This is a genomic window from Microbacterium thalli (assembly GCF_028737325.1).
Classification (GTDB): domain Bacteria; phylum Actinomycetota; class Actinomycetes; order Actinomycetales; family Microbacteriaceae; genus Microbacterium; species Microbacterium thalli.
The window spans coordinates 354,732-371,819 of record NZ_JAQZCH010000001.1; the positions used below are offsets into that span (position 1 = coordinate 354,732).

Annotated in this window: 18 protein-coding genes and 1 pseudogene; 8 read left to right on the top strand and 11 right to left on the bottom strand. The window is 71.0% G+C overall.

Annotation, left to right across the window (positions count from 1 at the left end):
• A pseudogene (locus PUW82_RS01880) lies at positions 1 to 803 on the top strand (hypothetical protein); the annotation flags it as partial.
• Positions 804 to 942: 139 nt separating this feature from the next.
• Here the strand turns inward: PUW82_RS01880 and rplI are convergent.
• From rplI to rpsF, 4 genes are read right to left on the bottom strand one after another with little or no spacing between them, the layout of a single operon-like run.
• On the bottom strand, positions 943 to 1,395 hold the full coding sequence (rplI, locus tag PUW82_RS01885; RefSeq protein WP_274220648.1) for a 50S ribosomal protein L9: 453 nt from the start codon (positions 1,393 to 1,395) through the stop codon (positions 943 to 945).
• A gap of 11 nt (positions 1,396 to 1,406) precedes the next feature.
• Positions 1,407 to 1,661 carry a 30S ribosomal protein S18 gene (gene rpsR, locus PUW82_RS01890; RefSeq protein WP_023953545.1) on the bottom strand — a complete coding sequence of 85 codons (255 nt, stop codon included), beginning with the start codon at positions 1,659 to 1,661 and terminating at the stop codon, positions 1,407 to 1,409.
• Positions 1,662 to 1,720: 59 nt separating this feature from the next.
• On the bottom strand, positions 1,721 to 2,248 hold the full coding sequence (locus PUW82_RS01895) for a single-stranded DNA-binding protein (protein WP_274220649.1): 528 nt from the start codon (positions 2,246 to 2,248) through the stop codon (positions 1,721 to 1,723).
• 5 nt (positions 2,249 to 2,253) lie between these two features.
• Entirely contained in the window at positions 2,254 to 2,610 is a 357-nt protein-coding gene (gene rpsF / locus PUW82_RS01900; protein WP_210007747.1) for a 30S ribosomal protein S6, read from the bottom strand.
• A 175-nt stretch (positions 2,611 to 2,785) separates the two neighbouring features.
• Here rpsF and PUW82_RS01905 point away from each other — a divergent pair, with 175 nt between their 5' ends.
• The 6 genes from PUW82_RS01905 to PUW82_RS01930 all read left to right on the top strand — a co-directional run bounded on the left by PUW82_RS01905 (position 2,786) and on the right by PUW82_RS01930 (position 8,489).
• The gene (locus PUW82_RS01905; RefSeq protein ID WP_274220651.1) at positions 2,786 to 3,772 is read left to right on the top strand and encodes a hypothetical protein; all 987 of its coding nucleotides are present in this window, start codon (positions 2,786 to 2,788) and stop codon (positions 3,770 to 3,772) included.
• On the top strand, positions 3,769 to 4,929 hold the full coding sequence (locus tag PUW82_RS01910; protein WP_274220652.1) for a hypothetical protein: 1,161 nt from the start codon (positions 3,769 to 3,771) through the stop codon (positions 4,927 to 4,929). Before PUW82_RS01905 ends, PUW82_RS01910 begins: the two co-directional genes overlap by 4 nt.
• A gap of 116 nt (positions 4,930 to 5,045) precedes the next feature.
• Complete coding sequence (locus PUW82_RS01915; protein WP_274220653.1) at positions 5,046 to 5,528, top strand: hypothetical protein; 483 nt, start codon at positions 5,046 to 5,048, stop codon at positions 5,526 to 5,528.
• Positions 5,529 to 5,563: 35 nt separating this feature from the next.
• Positions 5,564 to 6,616 carry a peptidoglycan-binding protein gene (locus PUW82_RS01920; protein WP_274220654.1) on the top strand — a complete coding sequence of 351 codons (1,053 nt, stop codon included), beginning with the start codon at positions 5,564 to 5,566 and terminating at the stop codon, positions 6,614 to 6,616.
• Positions 6,613 to 7,296 carry an ABC transporter ATP-binding protein gene (locus PUW82_RS01925; RefSeq protein ID WP_274220655.1) on the top strand — a complete coding sequence of 228 codons (684 nt, stop codon included), beginning with the start codon at positions 6,613 to 6,615 and terminating at the stop codon, positions 7,294 to 7,296. The genes PUW82_RS01920 and PUW82_RS01925 overlap by 4 nt, the downstream gene beginning before the upstream one ends.
• Positions 7,293 to 8,489 (top strand): ABC transporter permease, encoded by a 1,197-nt coding sequence (locus tag PUW82_RS01930; RefSeq protein ID WP_274220656.1) that lies wholly within the window; start codon positions 7,293 to 7,295, stop codon positions 8,487 to 8,489. The genes PUW82_RS01925 and PUW82_RS01930 overlap by 4 nt, the downstream gene beginning before the upstream one ends.
• 16 nt (positions 8,490 to 8,505) lie before the next feature.
• Here PUW82_RS01930 and PUW82_RS01935 read toward each other — a convergent pair whose 3' ends face one another.
• The gene (locus PUW82_RS01935; RefSeq protein ID WP_274220657.1) at positions 8,506 to 9,138 is read right to left on the bottom strand and encodes a TMEM175 family protein; all 633 of its coding nucleotides are present in this window, start codon (positions 9,136 to 9,138) and stop codon (positions 8,506 to 8,508) included.
• Between the two features lie 54 nt (positions 9,139 to 9,192).
• Here PUW82_RS01935 and PUW82_RS01940 point away from each other — a divergent pair, with 54 nt between their 5' ends.
• On the top strand, positions 9,193 to 9,915 hold the full coding sequence (locus PUW82_RS01940; RefSeq protein WP_274220658.1) for an alpha/beta fold hydrolase: 723 nt from the start codon (positions 9,193 to 9,195) through the stop codon (positions 9,913 to 9,915).
• Positions 9,916 to 9,924: 9 nt separating this feature from the next.
• Here the strand turns inward: PUW82_RS01940 and PUW82_RS01945 are convergent, their stop codons facing one another.
• The 6 genes from PUW82_RS01945 to PUW82_RS01970 all read right to left on the bottom strand — a co-directional run bounded on the left by PUW82_RS01945 (position 9,925) and on the right by PUW82_RS01970 (position 16,997).
• Entirely contained in the window at positions 9,925 to 10,440 is a 516-nt protein-coding gene (locus tag PUW82_RS01945; RefSeq protein ID WP_274220659.1) for a DUF2231 domain-containing protein, read from the bottom strand.
• A gap of 49 nt (positions 10,441 to 10,489) precedes the next feature.
• Positions 10,490 to 10,999: a DUF2231 domain-containing protein gene (locus PUW82_RS01950; RefSeq protein WP_274220660.1), complete on the bottom strand. Its 510-nt coding sequence runs from the start codon at positions 10,997 to 10,999 to the stop codon at positions 10,490 to 10,492.
• A gap of 97 nt (positions 11,000 to 11,096) precedes the next feature.
• On the bottom strand, positions 11,097 to 13,259 hold the full coding sequence (gene malQ, locus PUW82_RS01955; protein ID WP_274220661.1) for a 4-alpha-glucanotransferase: 2,163 nt from the start codon (positions 13,257 to 13,259) through the stop codon (positions 11,097 to 11,099).
• 33 nt (positions 13,260 to 13,292) lie between these two features.
• Positions 13,293 to 13,829: a putative glycolipid-binding domain-containing protein gene (locus PUW82_RS01960; protein ID WP_274220662.1), complete on the bottom strand. Its 537-nt coding sequence runs from the start codon at positions 13,827 to 13,829 to the stop codon at positions 13,293 to 13,295.
• A gap of 163 nt (positions 13,830 to 13,992) precedes the next feature.
• Entirely contained in the window at positions 13,993 to 15,420 is a 1,428-nt protein-coding gene (locus PUW82_RS01965) for a CCA tRNA nucleotidyltransferase (RefSeq protein ID WP_274220663.1), read from the bottom strand.
• A 59-nt stretch (positions 15,421 to 15,479) separates the two neighbouring features.
• On the bottom strand, positions 15,480 to 16,997 hold the full coding sequence (locus PUW82_RS01970; protein ID WP_274220664.1) for a DUF7059 domain-containing protein: 1,518 nt from the start codon (positions 16,995 to 16,997) through the stop codon (positions 15,480 to 15,482).
• Between the last annotated feature and the right edge of the window lie 91 nt (positions 16,998 to 17,088).

The following is a 17,088-nucleotide window of genomic DNA, read 5'->3' on the forward strand; positions in this document are numbered from 1 at the left end:
CCGTGACCGCACCGATCGACCTCGACGGCACCGCCGTCTCCGTCATCGGCGACGCCAACAGCGACACCACCACCGGCGGCAACACCGGCAACACCGGCGGCACCACCGGCGCCCCGACCACCGACGGCACCGACGGAATCGGATCCGGCACCCAGGTCATCGCACCCGTGACCGCACCGATCGACCTCGACGGCACCGCCGTCTCCGTCATCGGCGACGCCAACAGCGACACCACCACCGGCAGCAACACCGGCACCACGGGCGGCACCACCGCTCCGGTGACCGGCGGCTCGGGCGGTATCGGCAGCGGCACCCAGATCGTGCTCCCCATCACGGCGCCGATCTCGGTGGGCGGCACGGCCGTCACGGTGATCGGCGACGCCAACACCGGCACCACCCCCGGCACGACGCCCGGCACCACCCCCGGCACGACGCCCGGCACCACCCCCGGCACCACGCCCGGCACCACCCCCGGCACGACGCCCGGCACCACCCCCGGCACCACCCCTGGCACGACGCCCGGCACCACCCCCGGCACGACGCCCGGCACCACCCCGGGAACCAGCACGCCGGGCACCACACCCCGCACCACGCCGACGGTCTCGACGGGTAGCCCCGCAGCGACCGCCGTCCGCAGCGAGGCTGCGAGCGTCGTCGCGGCTCCGGCGGCCGGTTCGACGGCCCGCCCGCTGATGCTCGCCAAGACCGGCGGTGAGCTGCCGGCGGCTCTCGGCCTCGGCGCGCTGACCCTGGTGCTGGCCGGCCTGGTCCTCGTCGGACTGCGCCGCCGCGCCACGGTCTGAACCGAGGAGCATCACCAACCGGAACAGCGGATGCCGCAGGCCGTCGGGTCTGCGGCATCCGCTCCGGCCTGCGCGAGGGCAGAAACGACGGATGCCGCGAACCCGAAGGTCCGCGGCATCCGTACTCGTGCGCCAGGTATTACTTGGCGGCGACCACCTGCAGGGTGATCACGGCGGTGAGGTCGTCACGCAGGCGAATGGTCGCCTCGTGCTCGCCCACGGCCTTGATCGGCGCGGTGATGTGGATCTTGCGCTTGTCGAGCTCGCCCAGACCAGCGGTCTTGACGGCGTCAGCCACGTCGGCGGGCTTGACCGCACCGAACAGACGGCCTTCGGCGCCGGCCTTGACCGACAGCTTGACCTTGTTCGACTCGAGGTTGTTCTTGAGGGCCACGGCCTCTTCGTGATCGTGGATCGCGCGGGCGTCACGGGCGGCGCGGATGGACGCCACCTGCTTCTCGCCACCGCGGGTCCAGGCCACAGCGAAGCCCTGGGGGATGAGGTAGTTACGGGCGTACCCGTTCTTGACCTCGATGACGTCACCGGCGCTTCCGAGCCCGGCGACCTCGTTCGTGAGAATCAGCTTTGCCATGTCGGTGCTCCTTACCGGCCAGCGCCGGCGTAAGGCAGGAGCGCCATTTCGCGCGCGTTCTTGATCGCCTTGGCGATCAGACGCTGCTCCTGCACCGAGACACCGGTGATACGACGGGCGCGGATCTTCCCACGCTCCGAGATGAACTTGCGGAGCGTCGAAACGTCCTTGTAGTCGATGACGCCGACGCGGATCGCCTTCGCGGGGGCCGCGTTCTTCGCACCCTTCCGCGGCTTGCGGCGGTCGCCGGTTGCCTTTCCAGCCATTGTTTTTCCTTACGAGAGTGATGATCGGATGCCGCTGCGGGCAGCACCCGGAATCCGATTCAGAACGGGGTGTCGTCGCCGTAGGAGGCGCCGCTGGTTCCCGGTGCGCTCCATGCATCCGGTGCGGAGGACCCCGGGGTCGCCCACGGCTCTTCCTGCACCTGCTGCTGCGGGCGCGACTGCTGACCGCCGCCGAAGTTTCCGCCACCGCCACCGCCGCCGGATGCCGCGCGCGTGACCTGTGCGGTCGCGTAGCGCAGCGAGGGGCCGATCTCGTCGACCTCCAGCTCGATCGCGGTGCGGTTCTGGCCCTCACGGTCCTGGTAGGAGCGCTGACGCAGGCGGCCGGTCGCGACGACCCGCATGCCCTTGGTCAGCGACCCCGCCACGTGCTCGGCGAATTCGCGCCACACGGACGCGCGGAGGAACAGCGCTTCGCCGTCCTTCCACTCGTTCGCCTGGCGGTCGAAGGTGCGAGGAGTCGAGGCGATCGTGAAGTTCGCCACCGGCAGGCCGTTCTGCGTGTAACGCAGCTCGGGGTCTGCCGTGAGGTTGCCCACGACGGTGATGACGGTCTCGCCGGCCATGTGCCTTAGGCCTTCGCAGCCTTAGCGGGGGCAGCAGCCTTGCGGGCGGCCTTCGCCTCGGAGCGCGCCTTCTCGGCGGCGACCTGTGCGATGGCCTCCTCGGCGCGCAGGACCTTGGTGCGCATGATCGACTCGCTCAGCTTCAGCTGGCGGTCGAGCTCCTGCGTGGTCTCGCTCGTCGCGGTGAAGTTGACGACGGCGTAGATGCCTTCGTTCTTCTTCTGGATCTCGTACGCCAGGCGGCGGCGGCCCCAGATGTCGACGTTCTCGATGGTTCCGCCGTCATTCGTGATGACCTTGAGGAACTTGTCAAGGTTGGGAGCAACCTGACGCTCATCGATCTCGGGCTGGAGAATCACCATGAGCTCGTACTGGTACGTGTGCGTCACTGACCCACCTCCTTCGGACTAGAACGGCTCCCGGGCATTTCCCGGAAGCAGGAGGGTGTGTAGCACGTGCCCGACCGAGGTCGGACAACCACAACAGCCTACCTGATCGCGCGTCCCCCCGCCGACGCGTCACCGATAGCGTGGGCGCATGGAGTGGACGGCGGACGTCTCGGTCGGCGATTGGCTGCGCGAACGGGTCGACGACCCCTGGCGGGGGACGTTTCATGACGTGGTGCCGCGGGGCTTCGAGGCGTACGCGCGGATCCTGCATCCGGCATCCGTCCAGTCCCGTCCGAACGGCGCCCCGCTTCCGCCCTCCGATGAGTGGGTCGGGATGACATGGCAGCAATCGCAGCGGTTGGTGGCGGACCTCGTCACCCATCCCGCCACATGGGCGGAGACCGCCGCCGCGTTCGGGACGACGCTCCACCCGCTCGCCCAGTGGGACGCGCTTGTGCGCTCGCCCGAGTTCGGCTCGAACCAGATGACCTCGCCCGACGGCCGCTGGTTCACGGCTCCGGTGGCGGGCGAACTCGACCCGCAGCTGCTGCCCTCCCTCGTCCGCCTGCTCACCGCGCACACATCGGCGCCGGATGACGTGGTCGCTGGCCTGTGGGAGGGCCGGGGCGGTCTGCTCGGTCATCTCGGACGGCATCCCTCGCGGACCTTCTTCCAGGCAGGCGACCCCGCGGACGCCGACCTGGCTCGACACAACCTCATGCTCGGGTCGTCGTTCTCCGACCGTTTCAACAGCGTGTTCCGCAAGCCCAGCTGGCAGGAGGGCATCCTCTCCCGCGAGATCTCCGAGGGCCCCCGGCTCGCTCTACCCGAACGCGCCTTCGTCCTCTTCCGCGGCCGTGCCGCCGAGTTCACCGTCGACGATTGGCAGACGCGGATGCCGTGGCGCGACCGACCCGCCGAGGCGATGGGCTTCGAGCCGGGGGCGCAGAGCCCGAGTCTGTTCTGGCCGGCGGATCGCGCCTGGGTGATGGTCTCGGAGGTCGACTTCGACTCGACGATCGTCGGCGGGTCGCGCGAGCTGATCGATGCGATCTGCCGCTCCCCCGACCTCGAAGCCCTGCGCCTGCCGGCCGACGCGTCCCTGTCGTGGGGCGCGGACGAGGTGAACCGGTGAGCGTCCCCTTCGATCCCCGCCCCCTGCACGAGCCGGTCTCGCCCGCAACCGCCCGCGCGTTCCGCACGCACCTCGCCGAGACCGGGCGCCTTCCGGGTGGGTCGGGCACCGCCGGGGTCATCATCGCGATCGTCGTGGTGGGCTTCGTCGTGCTCGTCTTCGGCGGCATCCTCACCACGGTCATCGGCGGCCTCGTCCTCGCGGCCGGGACGCGGTCGGGCACCGGCGCTGCACTGTCGTTGACGACGGTCATCCCCCTCGTCATCCTCGTCGCACTCGCCACCCTCATCCCGTTCTTCGTCCGTCGTCAGCGCGCGGCGCAAGCGGCCGTCTGGTACCGGCTCGACCGCTTCGCGCGAGCCAACGGCATGACCTTCGAGCCTCAGCGCCCGCAGCCCCCGCTGCCGGGCATGATCTTCGCGCAGGGCTCGAGCCGGATGGCATCGAACCTCGTCCGCGGCGACCGGCCGCGGTTCGTCGAGTTCGGGAACTACCGCTACACGACCGGGTCGGGCAAGAACCAGCAGACGCACACGTGGGGGTACGTCGCGGTGCACCTGTCGACGCCCCTGCCGCACATCGTGCTGGATGCCGTCGGCAACAACGGCCTGTTCGGCTCGAACCTGCCGGTGGCCTTCGACCGCGACCAGCACCTGAGCCTCGAGGGCGACTTCGACCGCTACTTCCGCCTGTACTGCCCGCGCGGCTACGAACGCGATGCCCTGTACCTGTTCACGCCCGACATCATGGCGCGCTTCGTCGACAACGCCGCCGCACTCGACGTCGAGATCGTCGACGACTGGCTCTTCTTCTACGGCAAGCGCGACTTCTCGACCCTCGACCCTGCGACCTGGTCATGGCTGTTCGGTGCGGTCGGGGCGATGATCGACAAACTCGCGCAGTGGGAGCGCTGGCGCGACGACCGACTCGCGGCGCCGGCTGTGACAGCTCCACCCGCGGCGAGCGCGGCATCCGCTCTGCCGGTTTCACCTCCGCCGGGTCTGCTGCGCCCCCCGGCGGGCGTGGCCGTGCCGGGTCAGCGCTTGAAGAAGACGGTGCCGTGGGTCGCGGTGATCATCGTCCTGGCGGTGGTCGCCGTCGGCGCGGTCGGGCCGGTGATCGCCTTCATCGGCGGAGTGCTCTCAGCCACGCGCTGAGGAAGCACCGGCGAGGTATGCGGAACGTATCGACGGACGCATACGGCACCGCAACAGCGACATCCCTTGACTGATGATCGCGCTTCACCCCGAAGCGCCCATCGAAGGGATTCCCCGTGCTCGGTACTCGAACCACCCGTTCATTCCTCGCCCTGGCCGCCGCGGCCGTGCTCGCGACGTCGCTCGCGGCGTGCTCGCCCGCCGCCGCGCCGAACACCGGCGCGGACCGCAACGCGTCCACCGGACAGGGGGGCGGAAGCTCGTCCGTGTCGGCGGAACGCGACGCGTACGACCTCGAGCTCGCGCAGTGCCTGCGCGACAGGGGTCTCGACGTGAAGGACCCGCAGCCGGGTCAGGGCATCCAAGAGAACAGCACCGAGGTCCGCAACGCCGTACCGGCCTGCATGGACGAAATCGGACAGCCGCCGGTCGCCGAGGGGTACGACGAGGCGGAGGTGCTCGAGGTCTGGCTCGCCGAGGCGACGTGCTTCCGTGAGCTCGGATACGACGTCGAAGAACCGGCGCTGGGTAAGGCGTACACGGTTCCCGCGGACGCCTCCGAGGCCGAGGTCGCCGAGTGCATCTCGGTGACGCCGTGACCGGCGGTCGACGGCCGTCGAGGGCCGCGCGCGGAATGATCGCCGCCGGCGCGGCGGTGGTCCTCGCCGCCGGCACCACCGGCTGGGCGGTGTGGTCGAACGCGCAGCTGCAGCCCGATGCGGCGACCACCCCCGCGCAGACGACGGTCGAGGTGGTCTCGGGCGACATGGTCGCCGAGACCCTCGCATCCGGGAAGCTGCAGTACTCCTTCACCCTCCCGGTGATCGCCGGCACGGGGGGCACCGTCACCGAGGTGCCCCCCGTCGGGGCGACGGTCGCCGCCGGCGGCATCCTGTATCGCATCGACACGCGTCCGGTGATCCTGATGCGCGGTGCCGCGCCCGCCTGGCGCGACTTCTCGGCCGACATGACGCGCGGCGAGGATGTCCGGCAGCTCGAGGCCAACCTGAAGGGCTTCGGCTTCTTCGCGGGCGAGCCCGACGACCGGTTCGCCCGTGACACCTCCGCCGCAGTCCGGGCGTGGCAGAAGTCCCTCGGCGTCGAGCAGACGGGCACCGTCAGCCGATCGACGCTGCTGTTCTCCGACCGTGACCTGCGGGTGTCCGCCCTCGACACGCGCGTGGGAGCGCAGGTCGGCGAGGGCACACCGCTCTACTCCGCGACCGGCACAGAGCAGACGGTGCTGCTCAACATGAAGTCCACCGATCGCGGCCTGGCCGTTCCGGGCACGACCGTCACCGTCGCCCTCCCCACCGGCACGGATGTCGAGGGTGTCGTGGGCACGGTCGACGACCCGGTCGAGCAGCCAGCGGCAGACGGGACGGGCACGAGTGTCGTCATCCCCGTCCGCATCGATCTGCTGTCCCAGGAGGCTCTCGGCGGACTCGCGCTGTCGACCGTCACGGTCCGGTTCGCCAGCATGCTGCAAGAGGACGCCCTGACCGTTCCGATCAATGCGCTCCTCCCCCTCGACGACGACACCTTCGCGGTCGAGTTGCCGGGCCGGGCAGCGGACGGCGGGCGGGCGCTGGTCCCGGTGACGGTCGGCGCGTTCGCGTCGGGAAACGTCGCGATCAGCGGCGACGGCATCGAGGTCGGCACCGACGTCGTGGTTCCGCGGCGATGACGGCTCTTCTGCGCCTCGATGAGGTCACCCGCGCGTACGGGACGCCGCCCATCGCCGCGCTCGCGGGCGTCAGCCTGCGGATCGACGCCGGCGAGTTCGTCGCGATCGTCGGGGCGAGCGGTTCGGGCAAGTCGACACTGATGAACATCATCGGCACCCTCGACCGCCCGACCTCCGGCAGCGTGCACGTCGGCGGCGTCGACACCGCGACGCTCGCCGACGCGGACCTCTCCGCCCTGCGCGCTCGGCTCATCGGTTTCGTCTTCCAGCAGTTCCACTTGCGCGAAGGGGTCACCGCGACCGACAACGTCGCCGACGGACTGCTGTACACCGGCATCCCGCGGGCCGAGCGGCGCCGTCGGGCGGAGGAGGCGCTGAGCCGGGTGGGTCTCGCCCACCGCCGCTCGCACCTGCCCAACCAGATGTCCGGCGGTGAGCGTCAACGCGTCGCGATCGCCCGCGCCGTCGTGGGCGACCCACCGATCCTGCTCGCGGACGAACCGACGGGCAACCTCGACTCACGCTCGGGCTCGGGGATCGTCGACCTGCTCCACGAGCTCAACGCCGCCGGGACGAGCATCGTCGTGATCACCCACGACCCGGGCCTGGCTGCACGACTTCCCCGCCGTATCGCCATCGGCGACGGCCTCCTCCGATCCGACTCAGGAGTACCCGCATGACCGTGCCGTCCTCGTCCCGCTCACGCCTGCGCGCCGCCGATCTCGTGCGCCTGGGGTCCGAGGGCATCCGTTCGAAGCCGCTCCGCGCCGTGCTGTCGGCGCTCGGCATTGCGATCGGCGTCGCCGCGATGGTCGCTGTGCTCGGCATCTCGGCCTCCAGCCAGGCGCGGCTGAACGCGAGCCTGGCCGAGCTCGGGACGAACCTCCTCACGACCACGAGCGAGCCTCCTGCGGTGGGCGATCCCGTCCCGCTTCCGGTCAACGCGGATGCCCGCCTCGCGCGCCTCCCGGGCATCGAGACGGTCAGCTCGCTCGCCACGCTCGCCGACGTCCACGTGTACCGCAGCTCGCTGATCGACCCGGCACGCACCGGCGGACTCCTGGTCGCCGCCGCCGGTCCCGAACTGCCCGGCGTCGTGGCGGCCGACCTGGCGAGCGGACGGTGGTTCGATCCGGTGACGGCCGCCTTCCCCACCACGGTCCTCGGGGCCACGGCGGCCGAGCGCCTGGGTATCACCGAACCGGGCGGCCTCGTCTGGCTGGGCGGCGTGAACACCACGGTGATCGGCATCCTCGACCCCGTCGCGCTCGCCCCGGAGATCGACATCACGGCGCTCGTCGGGATGCCGCTGGCGTATCGGTCGCTCGACTTCTCGGGCGAACCGACGACGCTCTATCAACGGGTCGACGACGAGGCGATCGCGAGCATCCGGCCGCGCATCGCCCGCGTCATCCATCCCGACGCCCCCAGCACGGTCGCCGTCTCGCGCCCCTCCGATGCCCTCGCCGCCGTGAACGCGGTCGACGACGCGTTCACGGGGATGCTCCTCGGCCTCGGCGGGATCGCGCTGCTGGTGGGCGCCATCGGCGTCGCGAACACCATGGTGATCTCGGTCATCGAACGCCGGCGCGAGATCGGACTCCGCCGCGCGCTCGGCGCGACGCGGCGGCACATCCGTCTGCAGTTCCTCACCGAGGCGCTCGTGCTCTCGGCCCTCGGCGGCGGCGCAGGTGCGGTCATCGGATTCGCCGTGACCACCCTCGTCGCGACGATCAACGGGTGGCCCACCGTACTTCTCGTGGCGGTCCCGATCGTCGGCGTCGCGTCGACGCTGGTGGTCGGCGCCGTGGCCGGCCTCTACCCCGCCGTCCGAGCCGCGCGGACACCGCCCCATGCCGCCCTCAGCAGCTGACAGGATGCGGCGTCCGTCAGCGCAGGAGCCGGCTCACGCCTCGTTGCACGACGCCGGTCAGGAACATGACGAAGAGGGCGAGGTATCCGATCGCGGGCACGGCGATCGCAATGACGAGGGCGAGCGCGAACAGCACGATCATCGACACGTCGATCGACATGCCGACGCGCAGATCGGCGCGCGCCGACGAGTGCAGCTCGGGGCGCCGCAGGAGATGGATGCGGGTGGCCAGCAGGATTCCGGTGGTGGCGATGAGACTGCCGATGTAGATCGCCTTCTGCAGCGGGTCGTCGTCGACCTGGCCGGTGAGCGCGGTGACGACCGGCATCCACACGATCGTGAGCATCCACCCCACGGTGATCCAGAACAGGGCGGCGGAGACGCGCATGACGGAGACGAACAGCCGGTGGTGCAGCATCCAGAACATCGCGATGAGCACGAAGCTGATCAAGAAGCTCTGCAGCTGATCACGCTCGGCGATGAGCCACTCCGCCGTCGTGTGGTTTCGCGCAGCACTGTCGTTGACGCTGTCCATCAGGGGGAGAATGAGCAGCGTCATCGCGATCGCGACGACGGCATCGACGAAGGCCTTGGTCCGCTCGGCCTTCAGCCCCGGGGCTGCCGAGGCAGTGCCGGCGTCCTCACTCATGCCGAGGATGCTAGCGGGTGGTCGTCGCGCCCGACACACGCGAGGAGCGCATCAGTGAAGCTGCACATCGAGACGACGGGGTCCGGCCCGAAGCGCATCGCATTCGTTCACGGTCTCGGCAACGACGGAACGGTGTGGAACGACCTGATCCGATGCGCCGCCACGTCGGGCGCGTACACCCTCGTCACGGTCGACCTGCGGGGCCATGGCCGCTCGGACCGGGCCTCGTCGTACCGGCTCGACGACTTTGCCGACGACCTGGTCGAGTCGCTGCCCACGGGGCTCGACGGCATCGTGTCGCATTCGCTGGGCGGAGCCGTCGTGGTCCGGGCCATCGACCGCCTCGTCCCGGCGAGCGCGGTGTATCTCGACCCGGGTTTCAAGCTCGCGCTCCCCGACGCGGGTCTCGGCGGCTTCCTCGTGCGTCGCGTCCGCTGGTCGATCCCGGTGTTCGCGGCAGCGGCGCGGCGGGGCGTGCGCACTCCCGCGCTGACGCCGGAGCGCGCCGCGATCGAGCGTGCCTCGCAGGCACGGTGGGACCGGAGAATGGCGCTGTCGGTCCTGCAGGATGTCGCGACGCACCCGTACCTGGTGCCGGTGCCGGTGCCGCGGTCGACGGTCGTCCTGTCGGGCGATGCGCCCTACGTCGTTCCGGATCCTCTGCCCGCGGCCCTGGAAGCCGCCGGGTGGCGCGTGATCCACGAGAACTCCGTCGGGCACGCGATGTTCCTCGAGAACCCCGAACTCGTCTGGCGGCTCATCGAGCCGACCCTCTGACGCCGGCAGTCAGCGCCGCGCGCGGCGCAGCACGTAGCCTTCCGCCTGCTTCGACTCGTGCGCGACGCGGACGCCGTAGCGGTAGGCGAGTTTGCCGCCGAGCCACCCCGACAGACTGAGAACCAGCAGGCTCACCGCACTGAAGATGACACCGGCGATCGGGATGTCGTCGGTCGAGGTGCGCAGGAAGAGCTGGAACAGATAGGCACCGCACACGACGAAATTCAGGCCCATGTGGATGGTCGCGGTGCTCGAGGACCGCGTCCGATCGGGGATGCGCATGTAGTCGAGGATGCCGAGGCCGATCGCGAGCACGCTGCCGATCAGGCCGATACCGATCAGCACACGCGATCCGACGGCGTACGGCGTCGGATCGGCGACGATCAGGCCGATGATGTCGAACACGAAGCTCGCGATCCACGCCCCGATCGGAATGGTCACCGCGATCGGGTGGAAGGGGTGTCCGTACGGACCCGCCAGCGGGGTGAGCGGCCGCTTGTCCGGTCGCGTCTCCTGGTCGGTCATCGTGTCTCCTTCGCCTGTCGTCGTGTCATTCGTGCGCAGCTGCGTGAGCTCAGGGCAGCGGCTCGAGGCCCTCGGCCTGAGTGGTCTCGGTCGCGACGCGTACGCCGTAGGTGTGCGCGAGCTTGCCACCGAGCCATCCCGACACCGAGAGCAGCGCGAGCCCGATGAAGCTGGCGATCATCGCCAGCGTGGGAACGACGTCGGTGTCGAGGCGCAGCACCAGGCTTCCGGTGTAGATGGCCATCGCGATGAAGTTGATCACCATGTGCGTCGACCCGGTCGCACGCGCCGCGGTCCCCTTCGGGATCGAGCTCCAGTCGATGAGGCCGAGGATGGCCGCCACCACGGCGCCGAGCAGACCGACGGCGATCAGGATGCGCGCGCCGAGGGCGAAGGCGGAGCCATCGTCTGCGGTGAGGAACAGCACGTCGAACACCGACGCCGACACCCACGCCCCGATGGGCAGGATGATCGCGATCGCGTGGAATGGATGTCCGTAGGGTCCCGCGATCAGCGACCGGGGGTATTTGGCCTTCGTGAGCGGCGCAGTCGCGTCCATGGCGTCTCCTCTCGTCCGACTCTTGACCGTAGGCGCGACCGGGGGGCCGGGCAGTAGCGGCTTGACAAGGTCGGCGCGGCCTGGATCGTGATACCGATCACTCGTCTCCGCGCAGGCTCCGCTCCACCGCCTCGACGAGCGAGCGGAACCGCGGCGACTCGGCGAGGTCGTCGAGCAGCACCGCCTTCCGGTTCGCATCCGCGAGGGGCACCTGCCAGTTCGGATACTCGTCATCCGTCCCCGGCTGGTTCTGCACCCGCTTCTCCCCCACCGCATCGACGAGCGAGACCCCGAGCAGGCGCGACGGCGAGGCGGCGAGGAACACATGCAACGCCTCGACGACCTGCTGCTCGCTCGCGTCGTCGTCGATCAGGCCCTGCGACCGCAGCACGCCGAGCATGCGGTCGCGCTCCGCCTCGAAGTCGGCCCACTCGTCCTCGACGGAGCGGGTGAGCAGCTGGAGACGCGCCCGCAGCGCGACGTGCTCGCCGTCGAGGTAGCCGGCCGTCGGCGGCAGATCGTGCGTGTTGACGGTCGCGAGCACGTCGGTGCGGTACTTCTCGGGCGGTAGCGGACCGCCGTCCTCGTCGCGCTCGAACCACAGCACGGACGTGCCGAGGATGCCGCGTTCGCCCAGGTAGTCGCGCACCCACGGCTCGACGAGCCCGAGGTCTTCGCCGATGATCACCGCTCCCGCGCGCTGCGCCTCGAGAGCCAGGACCCCGATCATCGCCTCGTGGTCGTACCGCACGTAGGTGCCCTCGCCCGGGCCGCTGCCCTCGGGGATCCACCACAGCCGGAAGAAGCCCAGGATGTGGTCGATGCGCAGGGCCCCGGCGTGGCGCAGCAGGCTGCGCACCATGTCGCGCAGCGGCGCGTACGCCGTTTCGGCGAGCGCGCTCGGTAGCCAGGGCGGCTGGTTCCACGCCTGACCCTGCTGGTTGTACATGTCGGGCGGTGCGCCAACGATGACGCCGGGAGCGTAGAGGGCACGCATCGACCAGGCATCCGACCCCTCGGTCGACACACCGACGGCGAGGTCGTGCATGATCCCGATCCGCATGCCGGCGGACGAGGCCGCCTGCGCGGCATCCGCGAGCTGATCGTCGACGTTCCACTGCAGCCAGCTGTGGAACGCGATCCGGTCGGCGAGGCGCTCCCGTAGCTCGGTGACTGCCGGGTCGTCGATCGCCGTGCCGGCGGGCAGCGGCTCGTTGCCGGCGGCCTCGTGCTCGCGCAGGGCGCACCAGAGCGCGAAGTCGGCGAGTGCGCGACCCTCACGACGAACGAACGCGTCGAAGCCGGTCCGCCTCGCGGGCGAGGGCTCGACCGCGAAGAGCATCTCCAGAACCTCGTGCTTGGCGGTCCACACCCGGTCGCGGTCCAGACGCGCCGCGTCGGAGTTGGATGCCGCCGCCTCAGCGTGCAGCTCATCGAAGCGGGTCCGCTGGGCGTCGGAGAGGTATGCCGCCTCGGGAATGAGCTCGGGGCGCACGTACAACGGCGCGAGGAATCGGCGCGACGAGGGCAGGTAGGGCGAGGGCTCGATCGGCTCGGTGACCTCGGCGGCGTGCACGGGGTTGATGAGCAGGTAGTCGGCGCCGGACTCCCCCGCGATGGCGGCGAGGTCAGCGAGGTCAGCGAAATCCCCGAGCCCCCACGACCGATGGGAGCGCACCGAGTACAGCTGGGCCATGAGCCCCCAGGAGCGCTCGCCCTCCCCCGCCGGCGGCAGGGTGAGTCGCCGCGGGGTGACGATCAAGGCGCCGGTCTCGATGATGTCGTCGGTGGCGCCCGACTGCCGCGCGTTGACGGTATGCCAGCCCAGAGGCAGGTCGGCCGGCAGTGGCACCCGAACGCGCCAGCGCGTCGCGCCGTCGATCGAGCGGGCGACGGGCTGCTGCGCGGGGATGGCGATCGGGCGGATCGAGCCGTCCTCGAGCACGACGACGACCTCGACGTCGTGACCGTCCGCGACGTGCAGGTCGAGCTCGCCCGATCCCGCGCGCACCACGGTCGACGGCGGCACCAGGCGGCGCCACGGCGCGGCTTCGGCGTCGCTCAGCGCCGCGTCCACGCTCGCGTCGTCATCGCCGACGGCGACACCCATCGCCGCCAACAGGGCGCGCAGAGTCGCCGCGGGGACGGTGACCTGCTGACCGAAGAAAGAGTCGTACTCCGTCGCGATGCCGTACGCCCGCGCGAGCGCCGTGAGCGCGGAGGAGGGGACGTCGTCGATCCCGTCGGTGCTGTCAGTCATGGCGAGAACCTCTGTCGTCGGTGCGTCGGGCGGTCATGATCCGGTGACCCGTTCGAACAGGCCGGGGTAGCTCAGGACGAAGCCGTCCCCGTCGACGGTGAGGGTGCGGCGGAATCCCCCATCGGCCGATTCGTAGCAATATGCCCGCGGACCGACACGCGTGTAGCGCTGGGCCGCGAGCCGCACGTCGAGCTCGGGTACCGCCACCCACGCCACCTGGATCTCGGCGCGACCGCCGACCGGCAGACCGAGTCGGCGGATGGGCAGCGTGTTGGTCGCGGGGGTCGCGACGATGTCGATGTCGGTGGCGTCCGCGAGGTCGGGTCGCGCGACGCCGTCGACGCGCCACCCCTGCGGCGTGCGTTCGATCGCGACCTCGCGTTCGCCCGCCGTGATCGCCGCGTGATCGAACACGCCGTTCTCGTCGAGCCGCAGCGCATACCGGCACGGATGATCGCCGCCCTCGACCTCGCCGACGATGCGGATGCCGTCATCGGAATGTTCGACCGTGCACCGTTCGATGGACTCCGTCGCGCCCACGCTCGTCCACGAGATACGTGCGGTCCTCATGCGCTGCCTCCCTCGAAATCGGGGGTTGCGGCGGCGACGGGTCATCGCGATGTTTCACGTGCAACATCCCCGCCGCCATCCTGTCAGCGGGCAGCGGACAGGGGAACGCCCATCGTGGGGGGTTGCCGAGCGCCCTGCGGCGTGCGACCATGCCCGCCGCGTCTCAGGAGCGCGAAGCCCACCAGTCGCGCAGCCGCTGCTCCGCGGCATCCGGTCCGATCATGCCCTCGTCGAGCCGGATGTCGAGCAGGAACCGGTACGCCTCGCCCACCTCGCGTCCCGGACCGATGCCCAGGATCTCCTGGATGCGGTTGCCGTCGAGCTCCGGCCGCATGGCGCCGAGCTCTTCGGCCGCGGCGAGCTCGTCGATGCGGCGCTCGATGTCGTCGTAGGCGGTCTTGAGGCGTGCAGCCTTGCGCTTGTTCCGCGTCGTGACGTCGGCGCGAGTGAGGATGTGCAGCCGCTCGAGCTCGTCGCCGGCGTCGCGGACATAGCGGCGCACCGCGGAATCGGTCCAGGCGCCCTCGGAGTAGCCGAAGAACCGCAGGTGCAGCTCGACCAACCGGCTGACCGACGAGATCGTGTCGGAATCGAACCGCAGCGCCTGCAGGCGCTTACGGCTCATCCGCGCGCCCTTGATGTCGTGGTGGTAGAAGCTCACGCCGCCGCCAGGCTCGAGCTTGCGCGTCGCGGGCTTGCCGATGTCGTGCAGCAGGGCGGCCAGGCGCAGCACGACGTCGGGCTCGGCGCCGGGATGCCGCTCGTGCTCGAGGTCGATCGCCTGACGCAGCACCGTCAGCGAGTGCTCGTAGACGTCCTTGTGGTGGTGGTGCTCGTCGATCTCGAGGCGCAAGGCCGGCACCTCGGGCAGCACGAGCTCCATGAGTCCGGTCTCGACCAGCCGACGGATGCCGCGATCGGGGTCGTCCGCGCGCAGCAGCTTGACGAGCTCGCCCTGCACGCGCTCGGGGCTGACGATCGCCAGGGTGTCGCGCAGGTCGGCCATCGCGCGCTCGGTCGCCGGCTCGACCGTGAAGCCCAGCTGCGACGCGAAGCGGGCGGCGCGCAGCATCCGCAACGGGTCGTCGCCGAAGCTCACGCCGGGGTCGCTCGGGGTGCGCAGCGTCCGGGCGACGAGATCCTCGACGCCTCCCATCGGGTCGACCAGCGCGGGGCCGGGCACGCGCAGCGCCATCGCGTTGACGGTGAAGTCGCGCCGAGCGAGATCCTGGTCGAGCGTGTCGCCGAACTCGACCGTCGGCTTGCGCGTCACGCCGTCGTAGCTGTCGGCGCGGTAGGTCGTGATCTCGACCTGCTCGCCCCGCACCTTCGCTCCGATGGTCCCGAAAACGCGGCCGATGTCCCACGTCGCCGTGGCGAGGGGCTCGACGACGCGGAGGATGTCGTCGGGCCGGGCATCGGTCGTGAAGTCCAGGTCGTTGGTCGCCCGCCCCAACAGCGCGTCGCGCACGGGTCCGCCGACGATCGCGAGCTCGAAGCCCGCCGCGGCGAAGGCGTCGGCGAGCGCCGACACGACGGGGGATGCCGCCAGGGCGCCCAGGCGCGCGACACCCTCGGCCATGTTCAGCATGCCTCCGAGCCTACCGGCGACGCGCCGGCAGCCCGAGCCGGTCGCAGCCCGCGGTCCGGTCAGTCGGCGAAGCCGAGGAACCCCGTGAACACCAGCTCGCGCACGCGCGGCAACAGGTCGGCGCGCAGCGCGGCGGCATCCACCTCGAGCAGATCGGCGATCGCCGCGACGAGCACGCCGACGGGCAGGTCGCCGTCGCACGCGCCGACGAGTGCAGCCAGAGCCGGGTCGACGTCGAGCACGCGCGCGAAGCCGGCGCCCTGGCGCAGCTCGATGACCTGGGGTGCCTCGGCGCCGGGCATGTGGTGGCGAGCCTCGGTGACATCCGCCGCGACGCGGAGCACGGCGGCATCCACGTCGGCGTCGGTCATCGGTGCCAGACGGCTCCAGGCGGCGAGCGCGTCGTCCAGGTGCGGGCCGAGGGCGCCCGAGACGCTCCCCGTCACGCGTTCGAACCGCGCCAGCGTCGGGATGACGTGCGCGCGCTGCAGCGTGACGTACCCGAAGCCGACCGCCGTCACGCCACGGGCGGCGAAGTCGTCGAGCCAGGCCTGCACCAGCGGTGCGTACGCGGGAGAGCCCGGCGCCGTGCCCCCGTCGCGCACCCACAGCTCGGCGTACGCGAGCGGGTCGAGCTGCTCGCGCTCGATCACCCAGGCGTCGAGCGGCACCGGCGACGCCGACACCCACGAGCGGACGCGGTCGAGCCCGTCCTCGCCGTCGCGGTACTCCCAGTTGCCGAGCAGCTGGGCCGTGCCGCCGGGGGCGAGCACCGCGCCTACTCCGCGGATGAACGCGGCGACGAGGTCGTCGCCCGCCATACCGCCGTCGCGATACTCGTAGGCGGGCACTCCTTCCGTGCGCGGCGTGATGACGAACGGGGGGTTCGAGACGACGCGGTCGAACTCCTCGCCGGCGACCGGGTCGAAAAGACTGCCGGCGCGCGTCTCGATGCCATCGACGTCGTTGAGCAGCGCGTTCAGTCGGGTGAAGGCGAGAGCGCGCTGCGACACGTCCGTCGCCACGACGACATCCGCCGCGCGACGGGCCCGCAGGGCCTGGATGCCGCAGCCCGTGCCGATGTCGAGCACACGGGCCGCCGGGGTCGTCAGCTGCAGCCCGGCGAGCGTGAGCGAGGCGCCGCCGACGCCCAGCACGTGCCCCGTCGGCAGCGGACCGCCCACGGCCGCCTCGTCGAGGTCGCTGGCGATCCACCAGTGCCCCTCCCCCGCGGCATCCGCGATGTCCTGCGGGCGCACGAGCGCATCGGGCACGATCAGGCCGCCATCGAGGTGGGCGAGGCCCAGGTCGACGAGCCCGTCGACGCCGAGCGTCGGCAGCGCCGCCTCCGCCGCGGTGCGCGGGGTCGGTGTCCCGAGGAACAGCAGTCCCGCCAGCACGGCGAGCGGATCGGTGCGGCCCGCAAGCGCCCGATGGGCCGGTTCGGTCAGCCCGTGACCCACCGCGCGGTCGACCATCCCACCCCACAGCTCGCGCACGGCGTCGGCGCGGTAGCCGGCGGCATCCAGATCGGCTCGGAGCGCCGCGCAGCGGCCGGGGTCGGGATTCAGGGTCACCCGACCATTCAACCCCGTCGCAAGACCTCGATGTCCCGCGAATAGCCCGCGGGTGCGGCCCGCCTCGGATGACGCACAGCAGGGCCCCCCT